The 23,208-nt window shown below is 37.6% G+C and carries 29 protein-coding genes and 1 riboswitch; of the genes, 10 read left to right on the top strand and 19 right to left on the bottom strand.

The window, feature by feature from the left end:
- The first annotated feature begins 16 nt into the window (after positions 1-16).
- Positions 17-283 (top strand): DUF3055 domain-containing protein, encoded by a 267-nt coding sequence (locus ACVWY7_RS23525; protein WP_000392606.1) that lies wholly within the window; start codon positions 17-19, stop codon positions 281-283.
- A 372-nt stretch (positions 284-655) separates the two neighbouring features.
- A complete protein-coding gene (locus tag ACVWY7_RS23520; RefSeq protein ID WP_456524000.1) occupies positions 656-1,153 on the top strand; it encodes a cytoplasmic protein in 498 nt (165 codons plus the stop codon).
- A gap of 45 nt (positions 1,154-1,198) precedes the next feature.
- On the opposite strand, the gene ACVWY7_RS23515 is transcribed toward ACVWY7_RS23520, so the two are convergent.
- Entirely contained in the window at positions 1,199-1,501 is a 303-nt protein-coding gene (locus tag ACVWY7_RS23515) for a YutD family protein (protein ID WP_000435941.1), read from the bottom strand.
- A gap of 118 nt (positions 1,502-1,619) precedes the next feature.
- Here ACVWY7_RS23515 and ACVWY7_RS23510 point away from each other — a divergent pair, with 118 nt between their 5' ends.
- Positions 1,620-2,195 carry a YhcN/YlaJ family sporulation lipoprotein gene (locus ACVWY7_RS23510; RefSeq protein ID WP_000744043.1) on the top strand — a complete coding sequence of 192 codons (576 nt, stop codon included), beginning with the start codon at positions 1,620-1,622 and terminating at the stop codon, positions 2,193-2,195.
- A gap of 37 nt (positions 2,196-2,232) precedes the next feature.
- Here the strand turns inward: ACVWY7_RS23510 and ACVWY7_RS23505 are convergent, their stop codons facing one another.
- Positions 2,233-2,964, bottom strand: coding sequence for a MerR family transcriptional regulator (locus ACVWY7_RS23505; RefSeq protein ID WP_001240988.1), 732 nt, complete (start codon positions 2,962-2,964; stop codon positions 2,233-2,235).
- An 85-nt stretch (positions 2,965-3,049) separates the two neighbouring features.
- On the opposite strand from ACVWY7_RS23505, the gene ACVWY7_RS23500 reads away from it, so the two are divergent.
- On the top strand, positions 3,050-3,865 hold the full coding sequence (locus tag ACVWY7_RS23500; RefSeq protein ID WP_212115057.1) for a YhfC family intramembrane metalloprotease: 816 nt from the start codon (positions 3,050-3,052) through the stop codon (positions 3,863-3,865).
- Here the strand turns inward: ACVWY7_RS23500 and ACVWY7_RS23495 are convergent.
- Complete coding sequence (locus ACVWY7_RS23495) at positions 3,845-4,363, bottom strand: hypothetical protein (RefSeq protein ID WP_456523999.1); 519 nt, start codon at positions 4,361-4,363, stop codon at positions 3,845-3,847. The genes ACVWY7_RS23500 and ACVWY7_RS23495 overlap by 21 nt on opposite strands.
- 103 nt (positions 4,364-4,466) lie before the next feature.
- Here ACVWY7_RS23495 and ACVWY7_RS23490 point away from each other — a divergent pair, with 103 nt between their 5' ends.
- Positions 4,467-5,021, top strand: a complete 555-nt coding sequence (locus ACVWY7_RS23490; RefSeq protein ID WP_000721032.1) for a histidine phosphatase family protein — start codon at positions 4,467-4,469, stop codon at positions 5,019-5,021.
- Between the two features lie 74 nt (positions 5,022-5,095).
- On the top strand, positions 5,096-5,575 hold the full coding sequence (locus tag ACVWY7_RS23485; RefSeq protein WP_000272733.1) for a YbaK/EbsC family protein: 480 nt from the start codon (positions 5,096-5,098) through the stop codon (positions 5,573-5,575).
- Positions 5,576-5,595: 20 nt separating this feature from the next.
- On the opposite strand, the gene lipA is transcribed toward ACVWY7_RS23485, so the two are convergent.
- Positions 5,596-6,492 carry a lipoyl synthase gene (gene lipA, locus ACVWY7_RS23480; RefSeq protein ID WP_000166369.1) on the bottom strand — a complete coding sequence of 299 codons (897 nt, stop codon included), beginning with the start codon at positions 6,490-6,492 and terminating at the stop codon, positions 5,596-5,598.
- Between the two features lie 189 nt (positions 6,493-6,681).
- Here lipA and ACVWY7_RS23475 point away from each other — a divergent pair, with 189 nt between their 5' ends.
- Positions 6,682-7,665, top strand: coding sequence for a M23 family metallopeptidase (locus ACVWY7_RS23475; protein WP_000944673.1), 984 nt, complete (start codon positions 6,682-6,684; stop codon positions 7,663-7,665).
- 36 nt (positions 7,666-7,701) lie between these two features.
- On the opposite strand, the gene yunB is transcribed toward ACVWY7_RS23475, so the two are convergent.
- The 3 genes from yunB to ACVWY7_RS23460 all read right to left on the bottom strand — a co-directional run bounded on the left by yunB (position 7,702) and on the right by ACVWY7_RS23460 (position 10,247).
- The gene (gene yunB / locus ACVWY7_RS23470; protein ID WP_000021812.1) at positions 7,702-8,433 is read right to left on the bottom strand and encodes a sporulation protein YunB; all 732 of its coding nucleotides are present in this window, start codon (positions 8,431-8,433) and stop codon (positions 7,702-7,704) included.
- Positions 8,434-8,487: 54 nt separating this feature from the next.
- A complete protein-coding gene (locus ACVWY7_RS23465) occupies positions 8,488-8,790 on the bottom strand; it encodes a YunC family protein (RefSeq protein ID WP_000248463.1) in 303 nt (100 codons plus the stop codon).
- A gap of 65 nt (positions 8,791-8,855) precedes the next feature.
- Complete coding sequence (locus ACVWY7_RS23460; RefSeq protein ID WP_088668249.1) at positions 8,856-10,247, bottom strand: bifunctional metallophosphatase/5'-nucleotidase; 1,392 nt, start codon at positions 10,245-10,247, stop codon at positions 8,856-8,858.
- A gap of 229 nt (positions 10,248-10,476) precedes the next feature.
- Here ACVWY7_RS23460 and ACVWY7_RS23455 point away from each other — a divergent pair, with 229 nt between their 5' ends.
- From ACVWY7_RS23455 to ACVWY7_RS23445, 3 genes are all read left to right on the top strand, one after another.
- Positions 10,477-10,707 carry a hypothetical protein gene (locus ACVWY7_RS23455; protein WP_456523998.1) on the top strand — a complete coding sequence of 77 codons (231 nt, stop codon included), beginning with the start codon at positions 10,477-10,479 and terminating at the stop codon, positions 10,705-10,707.
- Between the two features lie 263 nt (positions 10,708-10,970).
- Complete coding sequence (locus tag ACVWY7_RS23450; protein ID WP_000356632.1) at positions 10,971-11,300, top strand: PadR family transcriptional regulator; 330 nt, start codon at positions 10,971-10,973, stop codon at positions 11,298-11,300.
- Positions 11,300-12,028, top strand: coding sequence for a VanZ family protein (locus tag ACVWY7_RS23445; RefSeq protein WP_283729399.1), 729 nt, complete (start codon positions 11,300-11,302; stop codon positions 12,026-12,028). Before ACVWY7_RS23450 ends, ACVWY7_RS23445 begins: the two co-directional genes overlap by 1 nt.
- Positions 12,029-12,424: 396 nt before the next feature.
- Here the strand turns inward: ACVWY7_RS23445 and sufB are convergent, their stop codons facing one another.
- From sufB to ACVWY7_RS23385, 12 genes are all read right to left on the bottom strand, one after another.
- Positions 12,425-13,822 (bottom strand): Fe-S cluster assembly protein SufB, encoded by a 1,398-nt coding sequence (gene sufB / locus ACVWY7_RS23440; RefSeq protein ID WP_001118827.1) that lies wholly within the window; start codon positions 13,820-13,822, stop codon positions 12,425-12,427.
- A 48-nt stretch (positions 13,823-13,870) separates the two neighbouring features.
- Positions 13,871-14,302, bottom strand: a complete 432-nt coding sequence (gene sufU / locus ACVWY7_RS23435; protein WP_000009523.1) for a Fe-S cluster assembly sulfur transfer protein SufU — start codon at positions 14,300-14,302, stop codon at positions 13,871-13,873.
- Entirely contained in the window at positions 14,292-15,512 is a 1,221-nt protein-coding gene (gene sufS / locus ACVWY7_RS23430; protein WP_001020761.1) for a cysteine desulfurase SufS, read from the bottom strand. Before sufS ends, sufU begins: the two co-directional genes overlap by 11 nt.
- The gene (gene sufD, locus ACVWY7_RS23425; protein ID WP_000152167.1) at positions 15,512-16,804 is read right to left on the bottom strand and encodes a Fe-S cluster assembly protein SufD; all 1,293 of its coding nucleotides are present in this window, start codon (positions 16,802-16,804) and stop codon (positions 15,512-15,514) included. Before sufD ends, sufS begins: the two co-directional genes overlap by 1 nt.
- A gap of 15 nt (positions 16,805-16,819) precedes the next feature.
- Positions 16,820-17,605: a Fe-S cluster assembly ATPase SufC gene (gene sufC / locus ACVWY7_RS23420; protein ID WP_000929158.1), complete on the bottom strand. Its 786-nt coding sequence runs from the start codon at positions 17,603-17,605 to the stop codon at positions 16,820-16,822.
- A 238-nt stretch (positions 17,606-17,843) separates the two neighbouring features.
- Positions 17,844-18,650 carry a methionine ABC transporter substrate-binding lipoprotein MetQ gene (gene metQ, locus ACVWY7_RS23415; protein ID WP_456523997.1) on the bottom strand — a complete coding sequence of 269 codons (807 nt, stop codon included), beginning with the start codon at positions 18,648-18,650 and terminating at the stop codon, positions 17,844-17,846.
- A 72-nt stretch (positions 18,651-18,722) separates the two neighbouring features.
- Positions 18,723-19,535, bottom strand: a complete 813-nt coding sequence (gene metQ / locus ACVWY7_RS23410; RefSeq protein WP_000735116.1) for a methionine ABC transporter substrate-binding lipoprotein MetQ — start codon at positions 19,533-19,535, stop codon at positions 18,723-18,725.
- A gap of 23 nt (positions 19,536-19,558) precedes the next feature.
- Positions 19,559-20,224, bottom strand: coding sequence for a methionine ABC transporter permease (locus ACVWY7_RS23405; RefSeq protein ID WP_000359553.1), 666 nt, complete (start codon positions 20,222-20,224; stop codon positions 19,559-19,561).
- Complete coding sequence (locus ACVWY7_RS23400) at positions 20,217-21,242, bottom strand: methionine ABC transporter ATP-binding protein (RefSeq protein WP_073524264.1); 1,026 nt, start codon at positions 21,240-21,242, stop codon at positions 20,217-20,219. The genes ACVWY7_RS23405 and ACVWY7_RS23400 overlap by 8 nt, the downstream gene beginning before the upstream one ends.
- A gap of 179 nt (positions 21,243-21,421) precedes the next feature.
- A riboswitch (SAM riboswitch) is annotated at positions 21,422-21,529 on the bottom strand.
- Positions 21,530-21,654: 125 nt separating this feature from the next.
- Entirely contained in the window at positions 21,655-21,999 is a 345-nt protein-coding gene (locus tag ACVWY7_RS23395; RefSeq protein ID WP_000781218.1) for a hypothetical protein, read from the bottom strand.
- Between the two features lie 154 nt (positions 22,000-22,153).
- A complete protein-coding gene (locus ACVWY7_RS23390) occupies positions 22,154-22,462 on the bottom strand; it encodes a thioredoxin family protein (protein WP_001998544.1) in 309 nt (102 codons plus the stop codon).
- A 3-nt stretch (positions 22,463-22,465) separates the two neighbouring features.
- Positions 22,466-22,810, bottom strand: coding sequence for a toprim domain-containing protein (locus ACVWY7_RS23385; protein WP_000640869.1), 345 nt, complete (start codon positions 22,808-22,810; stop codon positions 22,466-22,468).
- Positions 22,811-23,208 lie beyond the last annotated feature (398 nt).

Below are 23,208 nucleotides of genomic sequence, written 5' to 3'. Positions count from 1 at the left end.
AAAAGGAGCCATGTGTATGGAAGAACGTTTCTTTCTGTACGACGACACTGTCGCTACAAAAACTCGTTTCGTTAGCTTTATGGGAGAAAATGAGCGTCATGATTTAGCGCTATTATACTCCGATCGTCATTACGGTAAAACAATTGTCCTTGATATGCAGCGTAATAAATTCGCAATCATCGGCGCTGACGATTTAAACGAACCAGGCTACTTAGAGCACGCATTTTCTATGACTGAAGAAATTGCAGAAGAACTACGCTCATTTTTATTTGAACTTATATAATTTATCTCAAACACCAGCTTTTTAGCTGGTGTTTTTTCCCCATAATAATTTTGAATTTTCAATCTTATATGTTATAATGAAGAATAAATCTATTTGGATAGAAAGGACGTTATCTACGTATGCCAACATTTACTTTGTAATGGACCAGCAATTGGATAGCATTACTCTCAAAAAAGCACCACGCTTTTTCAAGGGAGTAGTCTGCCCATTCCCATTACAAAGGAACGTAATGCATCTGTAGTATGATGTTTACGGAGGTTCCTCTTTAGGGAACCTCCTTTTATTTTTGTCTTTTTCTCATGTCTTCATACTACAAGACATCCAAATAGCTGTATCACGTTCCTTTACCACTACTATAAGAGGTGAAGGAAAATGCAGAAAGTACAACTTTCTTGGAGTTTATATGAAAATCAGCAAAATACAATTGAAAAGTATTGTAAAAATTGCAGACGCACTACCCTATTTACCGACACAAATATTCGTAGGCATAACGCTAACGGAAAAAACATATATCGCTTTGCTATTTATAAATGTCCGAAAGATCATACGTGGAATCAAAAACTTCGTATTTATAAATCATTTACTGATCACGTTGAAACAGTCGATATGACGCAACAAGATCAAACGGAAACAGCTACTACCATTTCCATTACACAGCATAAAGAAAGTAGCATAGATGAAATTTCGATTGTATTAGACCTCGTTTTCGGTTCCCACCGGATGGATAAAGCTTTATCCACATATATTTCCGACTGGAGCCGTACACTCATTGTGGATAAAATTAAAAACGGGGATATTCAATTGAACGGACAACAAATGAAACCAAATACAATACTTTCTGAAGGCGATTGTATATCAATTTGTTTATAAGCGAGAATATGCAAAAAATCCTCTTACAATCGTAAGAGGATTTTTTTACTTCTTCACTTTTCGTAATACGAAGTGTGCACAACCGAAGTTACAATACTCGTATAAATACTCCGATAACGTACTAATTTTTGTATCATATGTCGCACGTTGGTTACTATCATCAAAGAATCCGCGCAATCTAAGTTGCTCATAACCCCAGTCTCCAACGATGTAATCATATTTATTTAAAATTTCTGCATAGCGCTCTTTAAATGCTTCTTCACTAAAACCGTCACGAAAGTTTTTAATTACTTCGTACTGCACATTATTAATGCTCACCGTAGCATGAATCTCTTGCTTTTGCTCCATCATTAACTTCCTCTCTAAGCATTCTTCTTTTTATCGTATCACAAAGCATAACAACCAACAATTTCAAATACAAAAATTTGCAAATTAGTACATGCTATGAAGAAGGAGGTGATACATCGTGAAAAAACAAATTATACTTTCTCTCCTCACGCTTTCCTTATTTGCAGGCTGCCAAACAAATAAAGCCGAAATGGAACGTGAAGAAGGAAGTCGTGTTCTTGTGTCCAATAAAAACGACATGTATCATACGGAAAATACAAATACACGATTAACGCGAGTCGGTTATTCATCTAAACAAAAGCATGAAGTATCTAACAAACAAGTAGGAGCCATTAACCGTGAGAAAGTTGCTGAAATGATTACAAGCATGACAGTCAAACTTCCTGACGTTACAAACGCTGCTACGCTCGTTACAGACGATGAAGTATTTGTTGTATACCGTGCAAACACAACGGATGCGAAACTTGTAGCGGATCAAGTATATAGAACTGCTTTGTCCATCGTCCCTCGCTATTATAAAGCATATGTATCAACAGACCAAAAGTTGATTTCTCAAATTCAAGGACTTCAATCTGGCGCATTAAATGATACAGAATATACGCAAAGCCTCGATATGTTAAAGCGTGAAATGAGTAAAAATCCTCATTTGAACAATACAGGGGATCAGACTTTAAATGATATGATAAAAAAATAAAGAAGGCGGAGAAAACCTCCACCTTCTTTATTTTTTACTATTTATTACGATCCGCATAAATCTCCATCGCATCACACATAAACTGCGCTAAACCTTCGCCAAACTTATCGATATTTTTCGTAAAGCGCTCATCAGCGACGTACATTTGGCCGAGCCCTTTAAAAGCATCTAATGAATAGTGACTGAAGTTTTGCAAGTAATCGTACCATACTTTGATAGCTTCTTGCGCCTCTTTGGAATCTGGAGCACCGTGTCTAAGTGCCGCTAAATTTCTGTAAATAGCATTAAACTCTTCTTGCTTCTCTTTTGACATACCTTTCGCATATTCATTCGCTTTATCTACAGCTGCGTCTCCCCATCTTTCACGTGCTTCTTCTTCGTACGGATTATGGCTGAAATCGAATCCTTCAAATTTCTCTTTGTTCGTCATTTCAATCTCTCCTTTTGTATGCTGAATTGTTTTCTCAATTGTCGCAATCACTTTATCTAACCTAGCACGCTTTTCAAGAAGCATTTTCTTATGAAGCTTTAGTGCCTCTTCCCGATCAAATGATGGACTCATGATAATTTCTTTAATTTTCTTCAAAGGGAAGCCTAGTTCTTTAAAAAACAAAATTTGCTGCAACGTTTCTAAATTTTCATTGGAATACAGACGATATCCAGACTCTGTCGTCTCGTCTGGGATTAACAACCCAATTTCATCATAATGATGCAGTGTGCGCACACTAATTCCAACTAAATTAGCTACTTCTTTTACCTTCATTGCCATGTGTATCTCCCCCTTAATACATACGATAAAGTATGACGCAACGTTAGAGTCAATAAGTAAATTCATTTTCTTTATAAAATATTTCATGCATAATAGATATGTACATATATTAGAAAGCGGTGAAAATATGGTTTCAAATACTGTAATTGCCAGCATCATCTTTCAACTCATTGTCTCGATTCTGGTCCCAATTATTGTACTCGTTTATTTCCGTAAAAAATATAATATAAATTGGAAAGTAGTCGGCGTTGGTGTTCTTATCTTTATCGGATTTACCCAAATTCTCGAAACACCATTCCACCTATTTATGCGCGGTAATCCAGCAATCGCTCCAATTTTAGAAAATCCATTTGTCTTCGCACTGTATGGCGGACTCACTGCTGGTATTTTTGAAGAATTAGGACGCTTCGTTGCCTTCTTCTTCTTACTAAAAAAATATCAAGAATATAAAGATGGCTTCGCTTACGGAATTGGTCACGGCGGCATTGAATCCATTTTAGTTGGCGGATTCTCTGCATTCCAAGCACTTATATTTGCGAATTCAATTAACAACGGTAGCTTCGCTCAGATGGTAGAAAAAATGCCAGAGCTAAGCCGTCTACAGGACATGTTAATTCAGCAACCTGCCTACTTATACTTCCTTGGTAGCTTAGAAAGAATTATGGCACTCGTGCTGCAAATTGCCTTTACAATGCTTGTTTTATACGCAGTAAAACAGAAGAAATATATCTTCCTTGTGTACGCTATACTATTCCATGCACTTGTAGACTTCTTCGCGGCACTTTATCAAACGAAAACAATTAACATCTTTGTTGCAGAAGGAATTACCCTTCTCTTTACCATTGGTGCTGTTGTTCTTATTCGTAAAATGAAAGCGAAATTAATGAGTGTGCCGGAGTAAAAAATAACCCACCAAAATTGGTGGGTTATTTTTATATGAATTACCACACTGATGATAACTTTTGCCCTCTTGCAGCTCCCTCTTTGTTTCTGCATCTATAACGATGTACTTATGAAACTCTTCTACTTCATTTTGAGAAAAGGAAGCGAAAAAATAAACTTGGCGATTAGGATGAACAAAAAAATCTTGAAGCATCACACTACTCCGACAACCCATGGCTGTTTTTTGTAGGAAAGAAAATTCCTCATCAGCCACTTCTTTAAATAAGATTTTTTTCCGAACACTATATGCTGCATTGTTGTATTCTTTATACATTTTCTTATCTAATTGTTCGTAAAACACATCCTCACTCACAAATGACTTATTTCGATTGCTTGGATAATCTACCTTTTGATTGGATTGTGCATATGTTGTGGACAGTTGCGAGAGAAAACAAATCATGAATACAATACATATCATTTTTTTCATCATTGCACCTCGATTTTCTATTATCCACATTACTTTTCCACATGATCGGGTCATTATGTTCTTTCCAATAAAAAGGAATATTTTCCACATTTGTCGAAGTATATAGCGTCAACTTGAAAGATGGGGATGAATTATGAAAAAAATTATTGTCATACGACATTGTTCAGCAACTGGCCAAGAACGTGATGCCGAATTAACGACCGATGGAAAAAAACAAGCAAACACCCTTGCTACATTCCTCTTAGAGCATCATCCACAAATAGACCATATTATTTCAAGCCCATTTGTGCGAGCTATCGATTCTATTCGGCCTTATGCACGCCAAGCCAATTTGTCTATCCAAGAAGATGTACGATTAGCTGAACGCATATTAAGCGACGTTCCAATGGACGATTGGATGCAAAAACTAGAATCTACTTTTACAAATATAGATATTGCCTTTTCAGGCGGGGAGTCAACGAAACAAGCAACGGATCGTGCTATATCGCTTATCCAACACGTTTTAAAATTAAACTATACTACAACACTACTTGTTACACATGGCAATTTACTTACACTCATTTTAAAGTACTTTGATCATACGATTGGCTTTCATGAATGGAAAGCTTTAACGAATCCTGATGTTTACGAAATTGTAATTGATGAACAATGTACTATAAAACGATTATGGGAAGCATCATCCAAGTAATATCTCTTTCCAACACATTCAGTTGACGCCACGAGAAGAAACTGTACTAATAATAGAAAGGGGTATCACTCCATATGTACGAAGATGTACTTGCATTACTACATAAAACAAATGCTTCTTATGAAAAATTTGAGCACGAGCCAGTACTCGATTATGAAACAGATCGGATCGTGCGGGAGAGGCTTGGCTTACAAGGCACTCCAAGTAAAAGCTTATTTTTAAAATCAAAGTCTGGAGATTATTACGTATTTTTCACGTTAGAGGGCACAAGGCTCAATAGAGGGGAGATGAAAGAACTAACAGGAGAACGCTTATCTCTCTGTTCTCCTGATGAACTGCGAGACAAAACTGGTTGCACGCCGGGATGTGTCGCTCCTTTCGGGTATTCACACGATGTAACAATTATTGTGGATAGCGCTATTTATACGTACGATAAAATTTTAATTACACCTGGTGTACCTGAATTTACAATTGAATTATCCACAGAGGAATTAAAAAAGATTTTATTAACATGTTCAAATGCTGTTTTGGAGTATAAACAAAAAGAGAGCTAATCGTTAGCTCCCTTTTTTCATTATTTTGCTTCTGCTGTTTTTTCTTTTGCAGAACGAACTTGCTCGTCCGCATGGTAAGAAGAACGCACAAGTGGGCCAGCTTCACAGTGGCTAAAGCCTTTGCTAAGTGCAATTTCTTTAAGCTCTGCAAATTCTGCTGGTGGATAATATTTAAGAACTGGTAAATGCTTCTTAGATGGTTGTAGGTATTGTCCAAGAGTTAAAATATCCACATTGTTTGCACGTAAGTCATCCATTGCTTCAATTAAATCTTCTCTCGTTTCACCTAAGCCCACCATAATGCTCGATTTAGTTGGAATATCAGGCTGCATTTCTTTCGCTCGACGTAAAAACTCTAATGAACGGTCATATTTTGCTCTAGCGCGAACTCGGTCAGATAATCGACGTACTGTTTCAATGTTATGGTTTAAAATATCTGGTTTTGCATCCATTAACATTTTTAAGTTTTCTTCTACTCCACCCATATCAGATGGTAATACTTCAATTGACGTAAATGGATTTTTGCGACGAACAGCGCGTACTGTTTCAGCAAAAACAGCTGCTCCCCCATCTTTTAAATCATCACGTGCAACCGCTGTTATAACAACGTGCTTTAAGCCCATTTGTACTACAGAATCTGCTACGCGTTCTGGCTCTTGTAAATCAAGCTCTGTTGGTAAGCCTGTTTTAACCGCACAGAAACGACAAGCACGTGTACATACTGCTCCTAAAATCATAAATGTTGCTGTTTTTCTTACAGCCCAGCATTCATGAATATTCGGACATTTCGCTTCTTCACAAACTGTATGAAGATTCTTAGAACGCATCATTTTCTTTAAGCCTGTATAGTTTTCATTCGTGTTTAACTTAATTTTCAACCATTCGGGCTTGCGCTTATATTCTGTTTGTTTTGTCATGGTTATCAACTCCGCACAATATGAAATAGTTTACCGTGTTCGCTTCTTTCAATGTAACATATCTATTCTAACGTATGAAAGCGATTTGCTCAAATGAAGATTCTAAGATTTTTTCCAATCGTTCCCTATAATGAAATACTCCGTATATCCCACACTAAAAAGAGTGATGTTGTGAAAGGAGTCTATTTCATGCTTCGAAAAATTTCTCTTTTGCTTTCGATTTGCTTTCTTCTCCACCAAAACATCGCTTACGGTGAAGATAATCAGCAAAGCATATACGAAAAGCGCATGGCACTATATAAAGAAACCGAGCAATCTTCAGGCATTCCGTGGTATTACTTAGCTGCAATGGATCAATATGAAAGAAATATACGGAGCGTAAGAAAAGATATTCCGAAAAAACCAGATGCCATCATTTCCCTTTATTTCAAACCAGAAATATGGGCTGGACCTGTTAATGGTAACGATACTCTCCCCCATACAATTGCTCTATTTGGCGGGTTAGGTTTAGATGGTGACAAAGATGGATTTGCAAATGCAAATAACGACCGTGACCTTCTGCATACAGCAGCAACAATTTTAAAGAAACAAGGAACGTCAGAAGAACGTATCAAAATCATGCTCTGGGAATATTATAGACGTGCAAAAACAGTTGATTTAATTACCGAATACGCCCAAATTTATAAACATTATGGACGTATTAATTTAGAAGGAAATGCTTTTCCCCTTCCTATTCGCAGTGACCATAGCTACCGTAGTACTTTCGGCGCTGGAAGAAGTTTTGGTGGAAGAAGGGTTCATGAAGGAACCGATATATTCGCAGGCTATGGCGTACCAGTAAGATCCACTTGCTATGGCATTATTGAAACAAAGGGCTGGAATCGCCTTGGCGGATGGCGCATCGGTATTCGCGACCTTCATAATAATTATCATTATTACGCTCACTTAGGCGGGTTCTCAAAAGAAATACAGCTTGGACAAATTGTCGAGCCCGGAAAAGTAATCGGATTTGTTGGTAGCACCGGTTACGGTCCTCCCGGCACAGCTGGAAAATTCCCGCCTCACCTACATTTCGGCATGTATAAAGACAACGGTTATACAGAATGGGCTTTCGATCCATACATGCATTTAAGTCTTTGGGAGCGAAAAGAACGCGCAAATACAAAACGATAACCGTAGCACATTGCTACGGTTATTTTTCATTTACAACTAACTATCCGTTTTCTTTTTATTAGGTACAACAACACTTCCGCTTCCATAATAAGTAGGCACTTCTCCTTGAACAATGCGCGTCGCAATTGGAACATTTTGTTTCACTTTTATTTCTTTCGTATGAAATGGAATAACCACTTGCAACGTGACTTCCATCTCCATAATAATTTGAATCGCTGTCGTATTGATCCCGTGTGGTTCAATTTTTTGTTTAATATCCGTATTTACATGACCAATCGTCGTGAAATCAATTGGAATATCGGGTCCTATATTTCCAAGAAGCGCATTATTTGTTACACGACCAAAAGGAACCGCCATCGTTGCCCCGTTTTTTTCAGAAATACCTAGCCCATTTAAATTCCCTTGTTCTACTTGCTGTAAATATTTTTCTATGTATGTGGTCGTTGACGTTACGATTTCATTTACTTGCTTCGTATTTAAGTTAATTGTGGATACTTTTCCGTTTTTATCATTTTGTACTTTCATTAATGAATCGACATCGAACCCTTCATCAATTCTATCTTTTACCGCCTTCGTCATAACCGCTGTCGCCATTTTATGTGTCTCTACTTCTCCATATTTCATTAATGTCGGCTGAATGCTGCTATTCACAATCCATAATCCTTGCACGAGCAATATGACAAAAAGAATAAACGACATAAGCAGTATGTGCCGAAAGGAAATAGGTCCCCTTCGAAACCGCGAATTTTTCGAACGAAATATACTCATAAAAAAACCTCCTTCTTATATCATTTCTATGCAAGAAGGAGGGACGATATATGCTTATCTCATTTTTAATAATGCTTCTTTTCCGATTGTGCCAGCCGTAATACCTAAAGCTTCGGCTTCAATCGTTACTGATTCTAGCGGTGCTTCAAGAAGTTGTTCAATCGTTCTTACACCAACCGCGCGGCCAGCAATAATACCACGATCTCCTAACTTCTCATTTAAAAGACCTACATCTAATGCACCGCACATAATATATCCTTTATCGCTCATTACAGCTAGCAAATTTGTCTTTGGAAGTTTGACGCTAACCGCAATAAACGTATAATTATCGATTATAATCGGCTCTACATTAACCATAGTTCACACTCCTCTCTTTCTTATCTGTATGACAAGAGAAAAATGAGTGTTACAAGTTAACTAGCCTATAGTTTGACGGAAGATGTATGAGTTATTAACACGTCCGTTAACACATCTCTAAGTAGTTCTGGCATATAATATTGTTTGTTAGAAAGTGTGGATAGCTCTGGGTATAAGTAGCCAAATGTAAACATATCAATCGTTCCTACTGTATATATACGATCTAATTCCAGCGATTCTCCGTTAATTAATACATCTTCGAGTAAAATTTTATTCCCGGGAATCGTATCTGGAATGACTTCTACACCAGCGTAAATCATTTTCCCCATCACTTTCCCGCGAAATCCGAATCCTTTTACCTCAAGGTTCTCCATATTCGGGCGACGTGCCTTTAAAATAACTTCTCTTAGCGTTTTCCCCGGCACCTTTAATAAACATGGATTAATTGGATGTGGACAAATTCTGTGAATATCTCCGCGCGTCACAACACCTTCATCTAATCCTTCAAGAAGTACACCAGCGTTCACCATGCCAATCTCTGCACCGCACCACGTTTTCAGCGCATTTGCTAACATGTGCGAAAATGCTGTCTCATGAAACCAATCAACCGGTAATGATTCCTTTAAATGAACGACAGGTTCTTCCATAATATGTGTACTTTCTTCCTGCAGCGCTTCAATTGTGGATAACGGTTTACTATAAGCACCTAAACGGTCTGTCTTAATCGCTCTACCGTCCTTTTTCAACAGCTTCTTCGTCTCTTTATCCACAGTAAGCTGAACGTGCCCAACGTAACGTCCCCACTTTTCACAACAGCAAAGTAACGTATTATTCATAAGAACACCACGCTCAAATAAATGATGCGTATGTGCCCCTAAAATAACATCTATATCATAATGCTCCGCCATATGCTCATCCATACTTTTTCCAAGGTGAGAAAGGACAACCGTTATATGAGCCTCATCTCTCACTTCTTCTAAAATAGACTCTAAATGCTCGATTGGATCTTCAATATGCCAATCTAACATTTGATAAAACTCTGGATACGCAACTGTTAATCCGATAAAAGCAATCGTAATCCCATCTGTCGTTGTATGTAATTTATAAGGCTTTGCCCACTCTGGACGTACCCCTTCTTTTTCAAATAAATTCGCGACGAGCACCTCAAATCCAGCATCATCATATAGACGATTCAAATGCTCCTTCGCTAACGTAATGCCTTCATTATTTCCGATCGTTACATAATCATATAACGCCTCATTTAAAAGCTTCGTATTGCCAAGTCCATTCGTCGCTTCCGAAATACTATGAAAACGATCCACATGATCGCCAATATCTACAGTTAAAACGGTCTCTCCTGCTTCCTGTCTTCGCTTTTTCTCTCCTTGTACAAACCGAGAAATTTGCGGCCAATTTTCAAAATGACTATGTATATCGTTTGTATGATAAAGGTGGATGATTGTTTCTTTATTTATATTCAGAGAAAAAACCTCCTCTCAGTTCCTTACTGCCTTTTACGCTACACGTATGCAATAATCCTGTAAATACTTTTCGTCTTTTCTTGCTATTTTACATTGTACTCGCATTGTGAGAAAAAGCAAAAGATTGCCCTTTTCATATGAATTTTTCTGCATTATCATCTATATAGGAGGTGTTCTTATTAAACTTTATAGCTTACTCTCACTCGTGTTTTCATTAATAGGAAGCATTTTATTTATCGCTTCCGTACTTTACTTACCTAATCTATATCTATTTATTAGCTTCCCTCTCGTTATTCTTGGCCTCATGTTTAGCATCGTTGCAATATCTAAAAACGAAGCTAGCAAATTGAGATTTGCCGGTATCTTTGTCTTACTTATCTTAATTCTCTTCGTATTAATAGGTATTCCTTTTATATTTGTAGGATTTGGATTTTAGAGCTAGTTATTGCTAGCTCTATTTTTATGTTGCGGGGGTATATGAAGAATTTCTTTTGTCTTACTTTGTCGATAAGTCGATATCCCTTGTCGAATCGTCGATATATTGCAATAATCGCCGATATATTCCGAGTTGTGTTCGATATATTTGAAAAATCGCTGATATATTCCAATGTATACTGGATGGGGTATCACCATACATTTATACCTTGTAACACGACATATGTCGTGTTACAATTTCATCATAAGGTGGTGAACCATAAAATGGATAAAGAGATATTAAAAGGAAGTATTGATATTTTACTTCTCTCCATCATTAAACAGCATGATACGTACGGATATGAAATTATTCAAAAGCTAAAAGAAAACAGCAATGATCTATACACGATGAGCCAAGGTACACTCTATCCAGCACTCAAACGGCTGGAACAAAAGGATTTAATCCATTCCTACTGGGGTGAATCTGAAACTGGTATGAAACGAAAGTTTTATCGCATTACTACGAGCGGAAAGAAAATGTTAGAAGAAAAACTAACAGCGTGGGATTCAGTTACAGCTCTTATTAAAACTTGTCAGAAAGGAGCTTTAAATTAATGACGATTGAAAAATACATAAAGAGTATCGTTCAAAAAACAAACCTATCCCAATCTGATAAAGACGAACTATACTTCGAAATTTACGATCATCTCACAAGCTTAAAACAAGAATTTCTCGATCAAGGAAAATCCGAAGAAGAAGCTACTACATTAGCCATTCAAAATTTTGGAGAAGCCTCTACTTTAGGAACTGAAATTGAAAAAGCGATGCAATCTTCTACGCAAAAATATGTGCAGTGGATTGGCTGGGGATTGTTTTTACCGTATTCGTTTGTTTTGTTATTTAAACTATTGCTCGGGAGATCAGCCTTTTACTTTGGTAATCTGACGTACTTCTTTGAAACAGGTGACTGGCATTCTATACACGGTGGGTTAATAAACTTAGTTCCTTTCAGAAGTACAATCCGCTATTTAACTGAATTTGATTCTTATAATATAGATATCGTACTTATGAATACATTAGGAAACGTCATCATATTCATCCCATTCGGCTTCCTGCTACCTTTATTATTTAAACAAATAAACAATGTAAAAATGGCATCAAAAATTTTCATTAAATTTATTTTATTAATTGAATCGTTACAGCTCCTTACTTTTACTGGTGTTTTCGATATTGATGACATCATGCTGAATATGTTAGGTGCTTTAATTGGGTATGGTTCTTTCGTTGGGATAAAGTATATTTTGGAGCGTGTTAGGTCTGTGGATAAGGTGGATACGATTTAGGTTCGGGGTATATTCGCCCTTCTGATATGTCGTAATTTATTGATAAGTCGATATTCCTTGTCGAATCGTCGATATATTGAAATAATCGCTGATATATTTCGAGTTGTGTTCGATATATTTGAAAAATCGCTGATATATTTCGAGTTGTGTTCGATATATTTGAAAAATCGCTGATATATTTAGCTGGAAACCTACCTGGGTATCCCAGCTAACTCCAAGCCCAGCTCACACAATAAAAAAAGCGCCCTGCACAGCAGGGCGCTTCCTTTATATATTATCCAGTTCCAGCGGCTAGAATGTTCGGTGGCTTCACTTCTTCCTATGAGGCAAAAAGCGCCTCTACGTCAGAAGCTCCATCCCCCTCACATTCTGGACGAGCCGCCTCCACTTTAAATATTAACCAATAGAACCTTCCATCTCAAACTTGATTAAGCGGTTCATTTCAACTGCGTATTCCATTGGAAGTTCGCGAGTGAATGGCTCGATGAAGCCCATTACGATCATTTCTGTAGCTTCTTGCTCAGAAATACCGCGGCTCATTAGGTAGAATAATTGTTCTTCTGATACTTTCGATACTTTCGCTTCATGCTCAAGTGAAACGTAATCGTTTTTGATTTCGTTGTAAGGAATTGTATCAGATGTAGATTGGTTATCCATGATTAACGTGTCACACTCGATGTTAGAGCGAGAGTTTTTCGCTTTTGGTCCGAAGTGTACGATACCACGGTAAGTTACTTTACCACCATGCTTCGCAATCGATTTAGAAACGATTGTTGAAGATGTGTTTGGTGCTAAGTGAATCATTTTCGCACCAGCATCTTGGTGTTGGCCTTTACCAGCAATCGCGATAGATAATGTTAAACCACGAGCGCCTTCGCCTTTTAAGATAACTGCTGGGTATTTCATCGTTAATTTAGATCCGATGTTACCGTCAATCCATTCCATCGTTGCGTTTTCTTCACAAACCGCACGTTTTGTAACTAGGTTGTATACGTTGTTCGCCCAGTTTTGGATTGTTGTATAACGGCAATATGCATCTTTCTTAATGATGATTTCTACTACCGCACTATGAAGTGAGTTAGTCGTGTAAACAGGTGCTGTACAACCTTCTACGTAGTGTACGTGTGCGCCTTCGTCTACGATGATAAGCGTACGCTCGAATTGTCCCATATTTTCAGAGTTAATACGGAAATACGCTTGAAGTGGTGTATCAACTTTCACACCTTTTGGAACGTAGATGAATGATCCACCAGACCAAACTGCAGAGTTTAATGCAGAGAATTTGTTGTCTGTTGGTGGGATTACTTTTCCGAAATGCTCACGGAAAATATCTTCGTTCTCTTTTAATGCGCTATCTGTATCTTTGAAGACGATTCCTAGAGCTTCTAGGTCTTCTTTCATGTTGTGGTATACAACTTCAGATTCGTACTGTGCAGATACACCAGCTAAATATTTTTGCTCAGCTTCTGGAATACCTAATTTATCAAATGTTGCTTTAATTTCATCAGGTACTTCATCCCAAGACTTCTCAGATTTCTCAGATGGTTTTACGTAGTACGTAATTTCATCGAAATCTAAGTCGTTTAAGTCGCCGCCCCATTGTGGCATTGGCATTTCATAGAACTTATCCAGTGATTTTAAACGGAAGTCTAACATCCACTGTGGTTCTTCTTTCATACGTGAAATCTCTTCAACGATCTCTTTTGTTAAACCGCGTCCAGCACGGAAAATCGAAACGTCTTTGTCTTTGAAACCATATTTATAATCGCCGATATCTGGCAGTTGCTTCGCCATGTTGGTGTGTCCCTCCTTAGATAACCTCGTTTTTAGGAACCTTTAACATTACTTATCTTCGTTTAAGCCCTTTTCTAACGCTTTCCACGCTAATGTTGCACATTTAATACGTGCAGGGAACTTGCATACGCCTTGTAATGCTTCAATATCTCCTAAATCGATGCTGTCATCGTACTCTTTTCCTAGCATCATGTCAGAGAAAATTTTAGAAAGCTGAAGCGCCTCTTCAATTTTCTTACCTTTTACTGCTTGTGTCATCATTGAAGCTGAAGACATTGAGATAGAACATCCTTCTCCTTCAAACTTCGCTTCTTGCACAATACCTTCTTCTACTTTCATCGTAAGTTGAATACGATCGCCGCAAGTTGGATTGTTCAAGTTAACAGTGACACTATCTTCTAACACGCCATGGTTACGAGGATTTTTGTAATGATCCATAATAACTTGACGATATAACGTATCTAAATTATTAAATGACATTTGTGAAATACTCCTTTGTCTTGATTAGCGATTCAACAAATGTATCAATTTCTTCTTTTGTATTATATAAATAGAAGCTCGCACGTGCTGTTGAAGAAGCTTTCAGCCACTTCATAAGCGGTTGTGCACAGTGGTGTCCTGCGCGAACCGCGATACCTTCTACATCTAATACTGTCGCTACATCGTGAGGATGTACGTCTTCAATATTAAATGTAACAAGACCAGCGCGATGCTTTGGACCATAAATTGTAACGCCATCTACTTCTGATAGTCTTTCTAAAGCGTATTGCGCTAATTCATGCTCATGCTTTTCAATATTATCAAGACCGATTTCTTCTAGGAAATCAATTGCCGCACCAAGTCCGATTGCATTACCGATAATCGGCGTACCTGCTTCAAACTTCCACGGAAGCTCTTTCCAAGTAGATTCTTGTAAATCTACGAAATCAATCATTTCACCGCCAAATTCAATTGGCTCCATATTGTTTAGCAATTCTTTCTTACCATATAATACGCCGATACCTGTAGGTCCGCACATCTTATGAGCAGATAATGCGTAGAAATCACAATTTAAATCTTGTACATCCACTTTCATATGAGGTGTACTTTGTGCACCGTCAACGACCATAATTGCACCGTTTTCGTGTGCGATTGCTCCGATTTCTTTTACAGGGTTAATCGTTCCAAGTACGTTAGATACATACATGATAGAAACGATTTTTGTATTCGGTGTAATTGTTTGACGAGCATCTTCTATTGAAATTGTCCCATCTGGTTGAAGCGGAAGATATTTTAAAGTTGCACCAGTTTTCTTCGCAACTTGTTGCCACGGAATGATGTTACTATGATGCTCCATGTAAGAAATAACGATTTCATCGCCTTCTTTTACATTTTCAAGACCATAACTAGCCGCTACTGTATTTAATGCAGTTGTCGTTCCGCGTGTGAAAATAATCTCTTCCATTGATTTCGCATTAATAAACTTGCGAACTTTCTCACGTGCACCTTCATACGCATCGGTAGCTTTCGTACCGAGCGTATGAACACCGCGATGCACGTTAGAATTATATTCTTTATAGTAACGTTCTAACGTTTCAATGACTTGAATTGGTTTTTGAGAAGTTGCTGCACTATCGAAATAAACAAGTTGTTTGCCGTTCACTTTTTGATCAAGAATTGGAAACTGTTTGCGTATTTCATGAATATTCATTAGCGAACTTTCCTTTCAATTACCTCAACAAGCTGTGCTTTTACTCCTTCAATTGGAAGCTCATTAACTACAGGTGCTAAGAATCCATGGATGACTAAACGTTCTGCTTCGCGTTTTGGAATACCACGGCTCATCAAGTAGTATAGTTGGACTGGATCTACGCGACCTACTGACGCTGCGTGACCTGCCATTACATCATCTTCGTCGATTAAAAGAATTGGGTTTGCATCACCGCGAGCTTTTTCATCTAACATAAGAACGCGAGAAGATTGTTGTGCATTTGATTTAGATGCACCGTGTTCAATCTTACCAATTCCGTTAAAGATAGATGTTGCACTATCTTTTTGTACACCGTGTTTTAAAATCCAACCTTCAGAATGTTTACCGAAGTGAACAACTTTAGTTGTAAAGTTTTGTGTTTGGTTACCACGGCCAATTGTTACTGTTTTCGTATCAGCATATGAACCGTCGCCCATTAAGTTTGTAACGTTCTCTGAAATTGTGTTTCCGTCGTTCATAAGGCCTAGAGCCCAATCAATACGGCCGTCGCGTCCTACAACCCCGCGGCGGTTAACGTAAGTTGTTACGTCTTTTGCTAATAGATCAACCGCACCGAATTTCACTTGTGCGCCTTGTTCCACGATTACTTCTGCTACGATATTTGCAATACCTTTAGCATTTTCATTTGCAACGTAGTTTTCTACATAAGTTGCAGTACTGTTCGCATCAGCTACGAATAATACGTGGTTATATACGTTAGCTTCTTCGCCGTCTACTAAGAATACAGCTTGAAGTGGAGTTTCAAGAACAACGTTTTTCGGAACATATACGAATGCACCGCCGTTGATTAATGCAGCATGAAGTGCAGTTAGACGATGCTCGTCTACCTTCACGCCGTCTTTCATTAAGTACTTTTGTACTAGTTCAGCATGCTCAGTTGCAGCTGTTACGATGTCTGTGAAAATAACACCTTTTTCTTTTGCTTCGTCTGCTAACGAAACGAATGCAGTTGTACCAGTACGTTGCACTAATACGCTGTTATTTTCATCAATTAAGTTTTTCACTGCTTCTGGAAGCTCTGTTAAAGAACTTACAGGCTCTTGCTTAGCAGCGTCGCCTTTTCCGATAAAGTCCCATTTGTCAATTTTCGTTTTATCAGGCGTTGGCATTGGAAGTTCAGTTGCTTGTGCAAGAGCTTGTAAGCGGAACTCAGTCAACCAAGCTGCTTCGTTTACTTCGCTTGCGCGTTGACGGATTGTTTCTTGATCGAAAGGTAATGTACCGATTGTCATGTTTATGCTCCTCTCTTACGCTTCTTGCTCTGTTGTTTCGTCTTCAATACCTAATTCTTTTTTAATCCAGTCGTAACCTTCAGCTTCTAGACGTTGTGCAAGCTCAGGGCCACCAGATTTAACGATACGACCGTTCATCATAACGTGAACGAAGTCTGGAGTGATGTAGTTTAATAAACGTTGGTAATGCGTAATCATTAGGCAACCGAACTCTTCGCCGCGCATTTCGTTAATACCTTTAGATACAACTTTTAACGCATCGATATCAAGACCAGAGTCGATTTCGTCTAAGATTGCGATTTTTGGCTCAATCATCATTAATTGAAGAATTTCGTTACGTTTTTTCTCTCCACCAGAGAAACCTTCGTTTAAGTAACGTTGTGCCATTTCTGGATCCATTTCTAGGAATTCCATGTTTTTATCTAATTTACGGATAAATTTCATAAGAGAAATTTCATCGCCTTCTTCACGACGTGCGTTAATTGCAGAACGTAAGAAGTCAGCGTTTGTTACTCCGCTAATTTCACTTGGATATTGCATTGCTAGGAATAGACCTGCTTGTGCGCGCTCATCTACTTCCATTTCTAATACATCTTCACCGTCGATGATGATGCTACCTTCTGTTACTTCATACTTTGGGTGACCCATAATTGCAGAAGATAAAGTTGATTTACCTGTTCCGTTAGGTCCCATAATTGCGTGGATTTCTCCACCTTTTACTTCAAGGTTTACACCTTTTAAAATTTCTTTGCCATCAATTGATACGTGTAAGTCTTTAACCGTTAATGTAGAACCAGCCATCTCAATACCTCCATTAATCCTATATATACATTTTAAAAATTCCTAAAACGTTCATATTCTCATTTTATTCTCATTCTAATTTTATATCAAATAAAATGATATCGCAAACGATGAAAAAAAGTAACAATTTTTTCACAAATGTATATAAGTATTTCACTTGCATCCTTATATGATACACCTTTCTTCTTATTTATATAAAGAAAAAAGGACTGGTAATTTTCCAGCCCTTTCCTTATATTTATTCACTTACCGGAAGTACAGCACCTTTATATTCTTTATTAATAAAATCTTGAATTTCTTTTGAATGCAGTACTTCTACTAGCTCTTTAATTTCTTTTTTCTTCTCGTCACCTTTACGAACTGCAATAATATTTGCGTATGGAGAGTCTGATCCTTCAATCGCAATTGCATCCTTCGTTGGATTTAATTTTGCGTCAATTGCATAGTTTGAATTAATAAACAAAGCATCTCCTTCATTATTTTCATATAACTTTGGTGAAAGCCCAGGCTCTACATCTGTTTTAAACTTTAAGTTTTTCGGATTTTCTACAACATCTTTTACTGTTGCTTTCACAACATCTACACCGTCTTTTAATTTAATAACGCCTCCTTTTTGTAACAATGCTAGCATACGGCCACGCTCCGCTACGTTATTACTCATAATCACTGTCCCGCCATCTGGTAAATCTTTTAAGCTTTTATATTTCTTAGAATAAATGCCCATTGGCTCTAAATGAATTTTTCCTGCATTTATAATTTTATATCCTTTTTCTTGAATTTCTTTATCTAAGTAAGGAATGTGCTGGAAGTAGTTTGCATCAATTTCTTTATCCGCTAACGCTTTATTTGGCAACACATAATCTTGAAATTTTTTAATTTCTAATTTAATACCCTTTTTCTCTAGTATCGGCTGTGCCTTTTCTAAAATAACAGCGTGCGGCACGTTAGAAGCTCCAACAACAAGCTTATTCTCATCTTTCCCCCCGCAAGCAGCTAATGTAAATACAGACAGCGCTGTAACAACTGACAATAGAATCTTCTTCATAGGATGTCTCCTTCTCCTGTATAATTATGTAGTTATAAAAAGGGCCGGCATACACCAGCCCTTCCACAGCAATTATTCTTTTACAGGAACAACTGCCCCTTTATATTCTTTATTAATAAAGTCTTCAATTTCTTTAGAGTGTAATACTTCTACAAGAGCTTTAATCTCTTTCTTATCTTTATCGCCTTTACGAACAGCTACTACGTTTGCATATGGTGAATCATTGCTTTCAATTGCAATTGCATCTTTTTCTGGATTTAACTTCGCATCAATTGCATAGTTCGAGTTAATTAGAACAGCGTCGCCTTCTTTATTGTTATACACTTGTGGCAATAAACCAGGCTCAATATCCGTTTTGAATTTTAAGTTTTTCGGATTATCCGCAATATCTTTCGGAGTTGCTTTAACTGGATCTACTCCGTCTTTAATTTTTAAAATACCTTCTTTTTGTAAAATTGCTAAACCACGTCCATGGTCAGCTACTGAATTACTCATAATAATTGTCGCTCCGTCTGGAAGCTCTTTTAAGCTCTTATATTTTTGAGAGTATACACCAATTGGCTCTAAATGAATCTTTCCTGCTACTTCAAAATCATATTTTTTATCTTTAATTTCTTTTTCTAAATACGGAATGTGCTGGAAATAGTTAGCATCTAAATCTTTATCCGCTAACGATTTATTTGGCAACACATAATCTTGGAATTTTTCCACTTTTAATTCAATTCCTTTTTTCTCAAGTAACGGTTTTGCCTTTTCTAAAATTTCAGCGTGCGGTACGTTAGAGGCACCAACAACTAGTTTCTTTTCATCGTTATCTTTCCCGCCACAAGCAGCTAACCCAAAAATTGAAGTTGAAATAAGTGCTGTAAGTAATAATTTTTTCATTTGAAACATCCTCCCGTTTTTTATTATCGTTTATCTATTCGAGTCGTTACACGATCACCAATCCACTGAATGAAAAATACAACTAGTAATACACAAATTGTCGCAACGATTGTTACGTCGTTATTTCCTCGTTGGAACCCTTCTAAATAAGCAAGTGTTCCAAGGCCACCAGCACCAACAACTCCCGCCATTGCTGTATAGCCTACTAAAGCAATTGTCGTAACCGTAATACCAGATACTAATGCTGGTAACGATTCTGGAATTAACACTTTCAAGATAATTGTGCTTGTTTTTGCTCCCATCGCTTTCGAAGCTTCAATTACTCCTTTATCAATTTCGCGAAGCGCGATTTCAACCATTCTTGCATAAAATGGTGCCGCTCCAATAATTAAAGCTGGAAGTGCAGCACTCGCTCCAAGAATTGTTCCAAGCAGAATCTTAGTGAATGGGATTAATAAAATGATTAAAATAATGAACGGTATCGAGCGGAAAATGTTTACGAACGCTCCAATCGCCGTATTAACCGCTTTGTTTTCCCATAAATTATCTTTCGCTGTCATAAAGAGTAACAATCCTAAAATGAGTCCTAAAATAAATGTGGCAAGAGCTGCGATTGCCGTCATATATAACGTTTCACCAGTTGCTTCTAACATTTGATTCCAATCAACATTTGTGAGTAACTTATCCATGTGCAATCACCTCCAGCTCTATTTGATCTTGATGTATTCCCTCTATTGCTTGCTGAATCGCTGTTTCCTCACCATTTAAATGAACAACTAAACTACCGTAAGAACCGTTATTCGTTTGTGCGATATTGCCTTGCAAAATGCTAACTTCTATATCACTGCGTTGCATTAATCTTTGAAGCACTGGTCTTTCTACAGCTTCACCGATAAACTGCAAACGAACTACTTTACCATCTGGATATTTTTCAATTAAACTTTCAATCGTTTCATTTGTATCTTCAGAATCCGTTAACTGCTGTACAAATCGTTTTGTAATGTCCTGCTTTGGATTACGGAACACATCAAGTACTGGACCTGTTTCTACAATCTTTCCTTTCTCCATTACCGCAACGCGATTACAAATCTTTCGAATTACGTGCATCTCGTGTGTAATAAGTACAATTGTTAAACCGAGACGTTTATTAATATCTAATAATAAATCTAAAATTTGATCTGTCGTTTCTGGATCAAGAGCTGACGTTGCTTCATCACATAAAAGCACTTGTGGATTATTAGCTAATGCTCTTGCAATTCCAACGCGTTGCTTTTGTCCTCCACTCAGCTGAGATGGATACGCGTCTCCTCTTCCTTCTAATCCAACAAGATGAATTAATTCGTCAACACGTTTTCTTCTCGCAGCCTTATCGACACCTGCAATTTCAAGTGGGAACTCGATATTTTCACGTACAGTTCGTGACCAAAGTAAGTTGAAGTGCTGAAAGATCATTCCGATTTCTTGCCTTGCCTTACGAAGCTCGCTTCCTGTAATGGCTGAAATGACACGATTTGCGATTGTAATTTGGCCAGAAGTTGGTTTCTCCAACTGATTGAATAATCTAATTAAAGAACTTTTTCCAGCGCCACTATATCCGATAACACCAAATATTTCACCTTTATCTATTTTTAAATTGGCATTATCTACAGCAGTGACATCACCGCTTTTTGCTTTATATATTTTCTTTACATTTTCTAATAGAATCATGGTGTATCACCCCTTTTTTGTTTAGGTCGACTCCGCAATTTTTTATTTTTGATGCGTGTAGTCCACCGTTCTCATTACTTTTATTATTTGAATGTCCTCCACATTCAAACAACAAAAAAACCTTTCCGCTTTAGAGAAGCAGAAAGGTTTATATGCGTATATAACAACATTATCCCTCTCTCTCATCTCTCAAAGCATTTGCTTTGCAGGAATTGGCACCATTTCAACATAAGTTGACGGTTGCCGGGCTTCACAGGGCACAGTCCCTCCACCTCTCTTGATAAGAGAAATCAGATTACATTTTCGTCTGATTTGTAATTTATGAAATTGTCTATATTTTATGAATTGAATTGTATCAATATCCACACACCATGTCAACAGAAATTTTCGTAAAAAACGAAACTTCAGAATTTTAAGCACCTACTGACATCGGTTTACATATATGAAACATCGATTCAATTAATAGCATCGTTCGATACGTTCCCGAATATTGTATACGTCCATCGTTCATTAACGTTTGCAATCGTACATTGCCGTTCACCAATTGTTTTACATCTTCTTCATCCACACAAACGATTTGCTCCGTTCCTCTTTCCTCGTGTAGCAGCTCTATATAATCCCTTGAAATTTGTAACGAACAACTTTCATCTCCAAAGCGGAAATTAACAGTTTTTTCTCCTTGTCTTAAAAGCGGCTCTAAATGATATTGACCATTAGCGTAATTTACAAATGATTGCAGCAAAGAATATAATTTCATCCTAAATCACATCCTTCATATCACTTTCTATTACACATACCATTCCCTCTCACTAAAGAGCAATCCTGTTACTTTCGCTCGACAAATACTGTAACCACCCTGCATCTCGACATATTTCCCAAGAAATATGTCGAGGCGGCAAAAACTTTGCCGCCTACTTTAATTCCGTATATAAATATTCAACCGAATGAAATGCATATATCTTCTTCATCAGTGTCCCATTTTCAAAAACAAGTAAACAAGGTACACTTTCGATCCCATACTCTTTCGCGAAATGCGGGGCATAATTTAAATCTAACATCCCAATTTTCAAATCTTCAATTGTCATCTCAACGACTGTTAACATCTTTTTTGCTAATTGGCATGTTCCACACATTGGAGTATATACATATAACACTGTTTTTTCTTCGTTCTCTATTAGGGCTGTAGCTTCGGCTCCTGTCCAGTCAATCACTTCTATCATTCCTTACCGTAAATATTCTGTATAAACGTCAATGTCAGCTCCCCATAATACATTTGCTAAGTGTGAAGATGGCGCAGTTGCCACTTCTCGGTACGAGCGATCAATATAAATATGCTCTGCTTGCGGAAATTCTTTTCGAAATTGTTTCCTTAACTTTTCTCCAGCATCATCAGCATCCACTAGCACATACACTTCCTTATCAAAAAACTGATCAACGAGCTCATCCATTTTCGACAAACCAATTGTACCATTTGTACAAACAATTTCCACTGGTTCCCGAATAATAGATTCAATCTTTCTTCTATCTGATGTACCTTCTACAATAATGACTTTTTCTACATAAATCATATGTCATCACCCGATCACCATATACTATACAACCTTTAACTTAGTATATAGTATATTCGTTATTTTCATGTTGTTTCCTGTTTATTTTTGCAAAAGAAAAGCGCAAGCGGCTCTTTCAGATTGTGAGGGGGATGGAGCTTCTGACGTAAAGGCGCTTTTTGCCTTGTAGGAAGAAGCGAAGCCACCGAACAATCTAGCCGCTGGAGCTGGATCATAGTGAAAAGCGAAACCGACTGTTTAGCCCTGTTGGCTAAGGTTCTTTCGCACAGAAGACGCTTTTTGTCTTCTCGTGCGGAAGGTTCTTAGACATGAAGGGCTAGGAGGTGGAGCTGGACAATGAAAAGCGGAACCGACTAGAACTGCATAAAGCTGAAACAAAAAAGTTTTTTCAAAAAACG

Source organism: Bacillus sp. TE9106W, from assembly GCF_054062215.1.
This window is presented reverse-complemented; position numbering and strand designations above follow the sequence as displayed.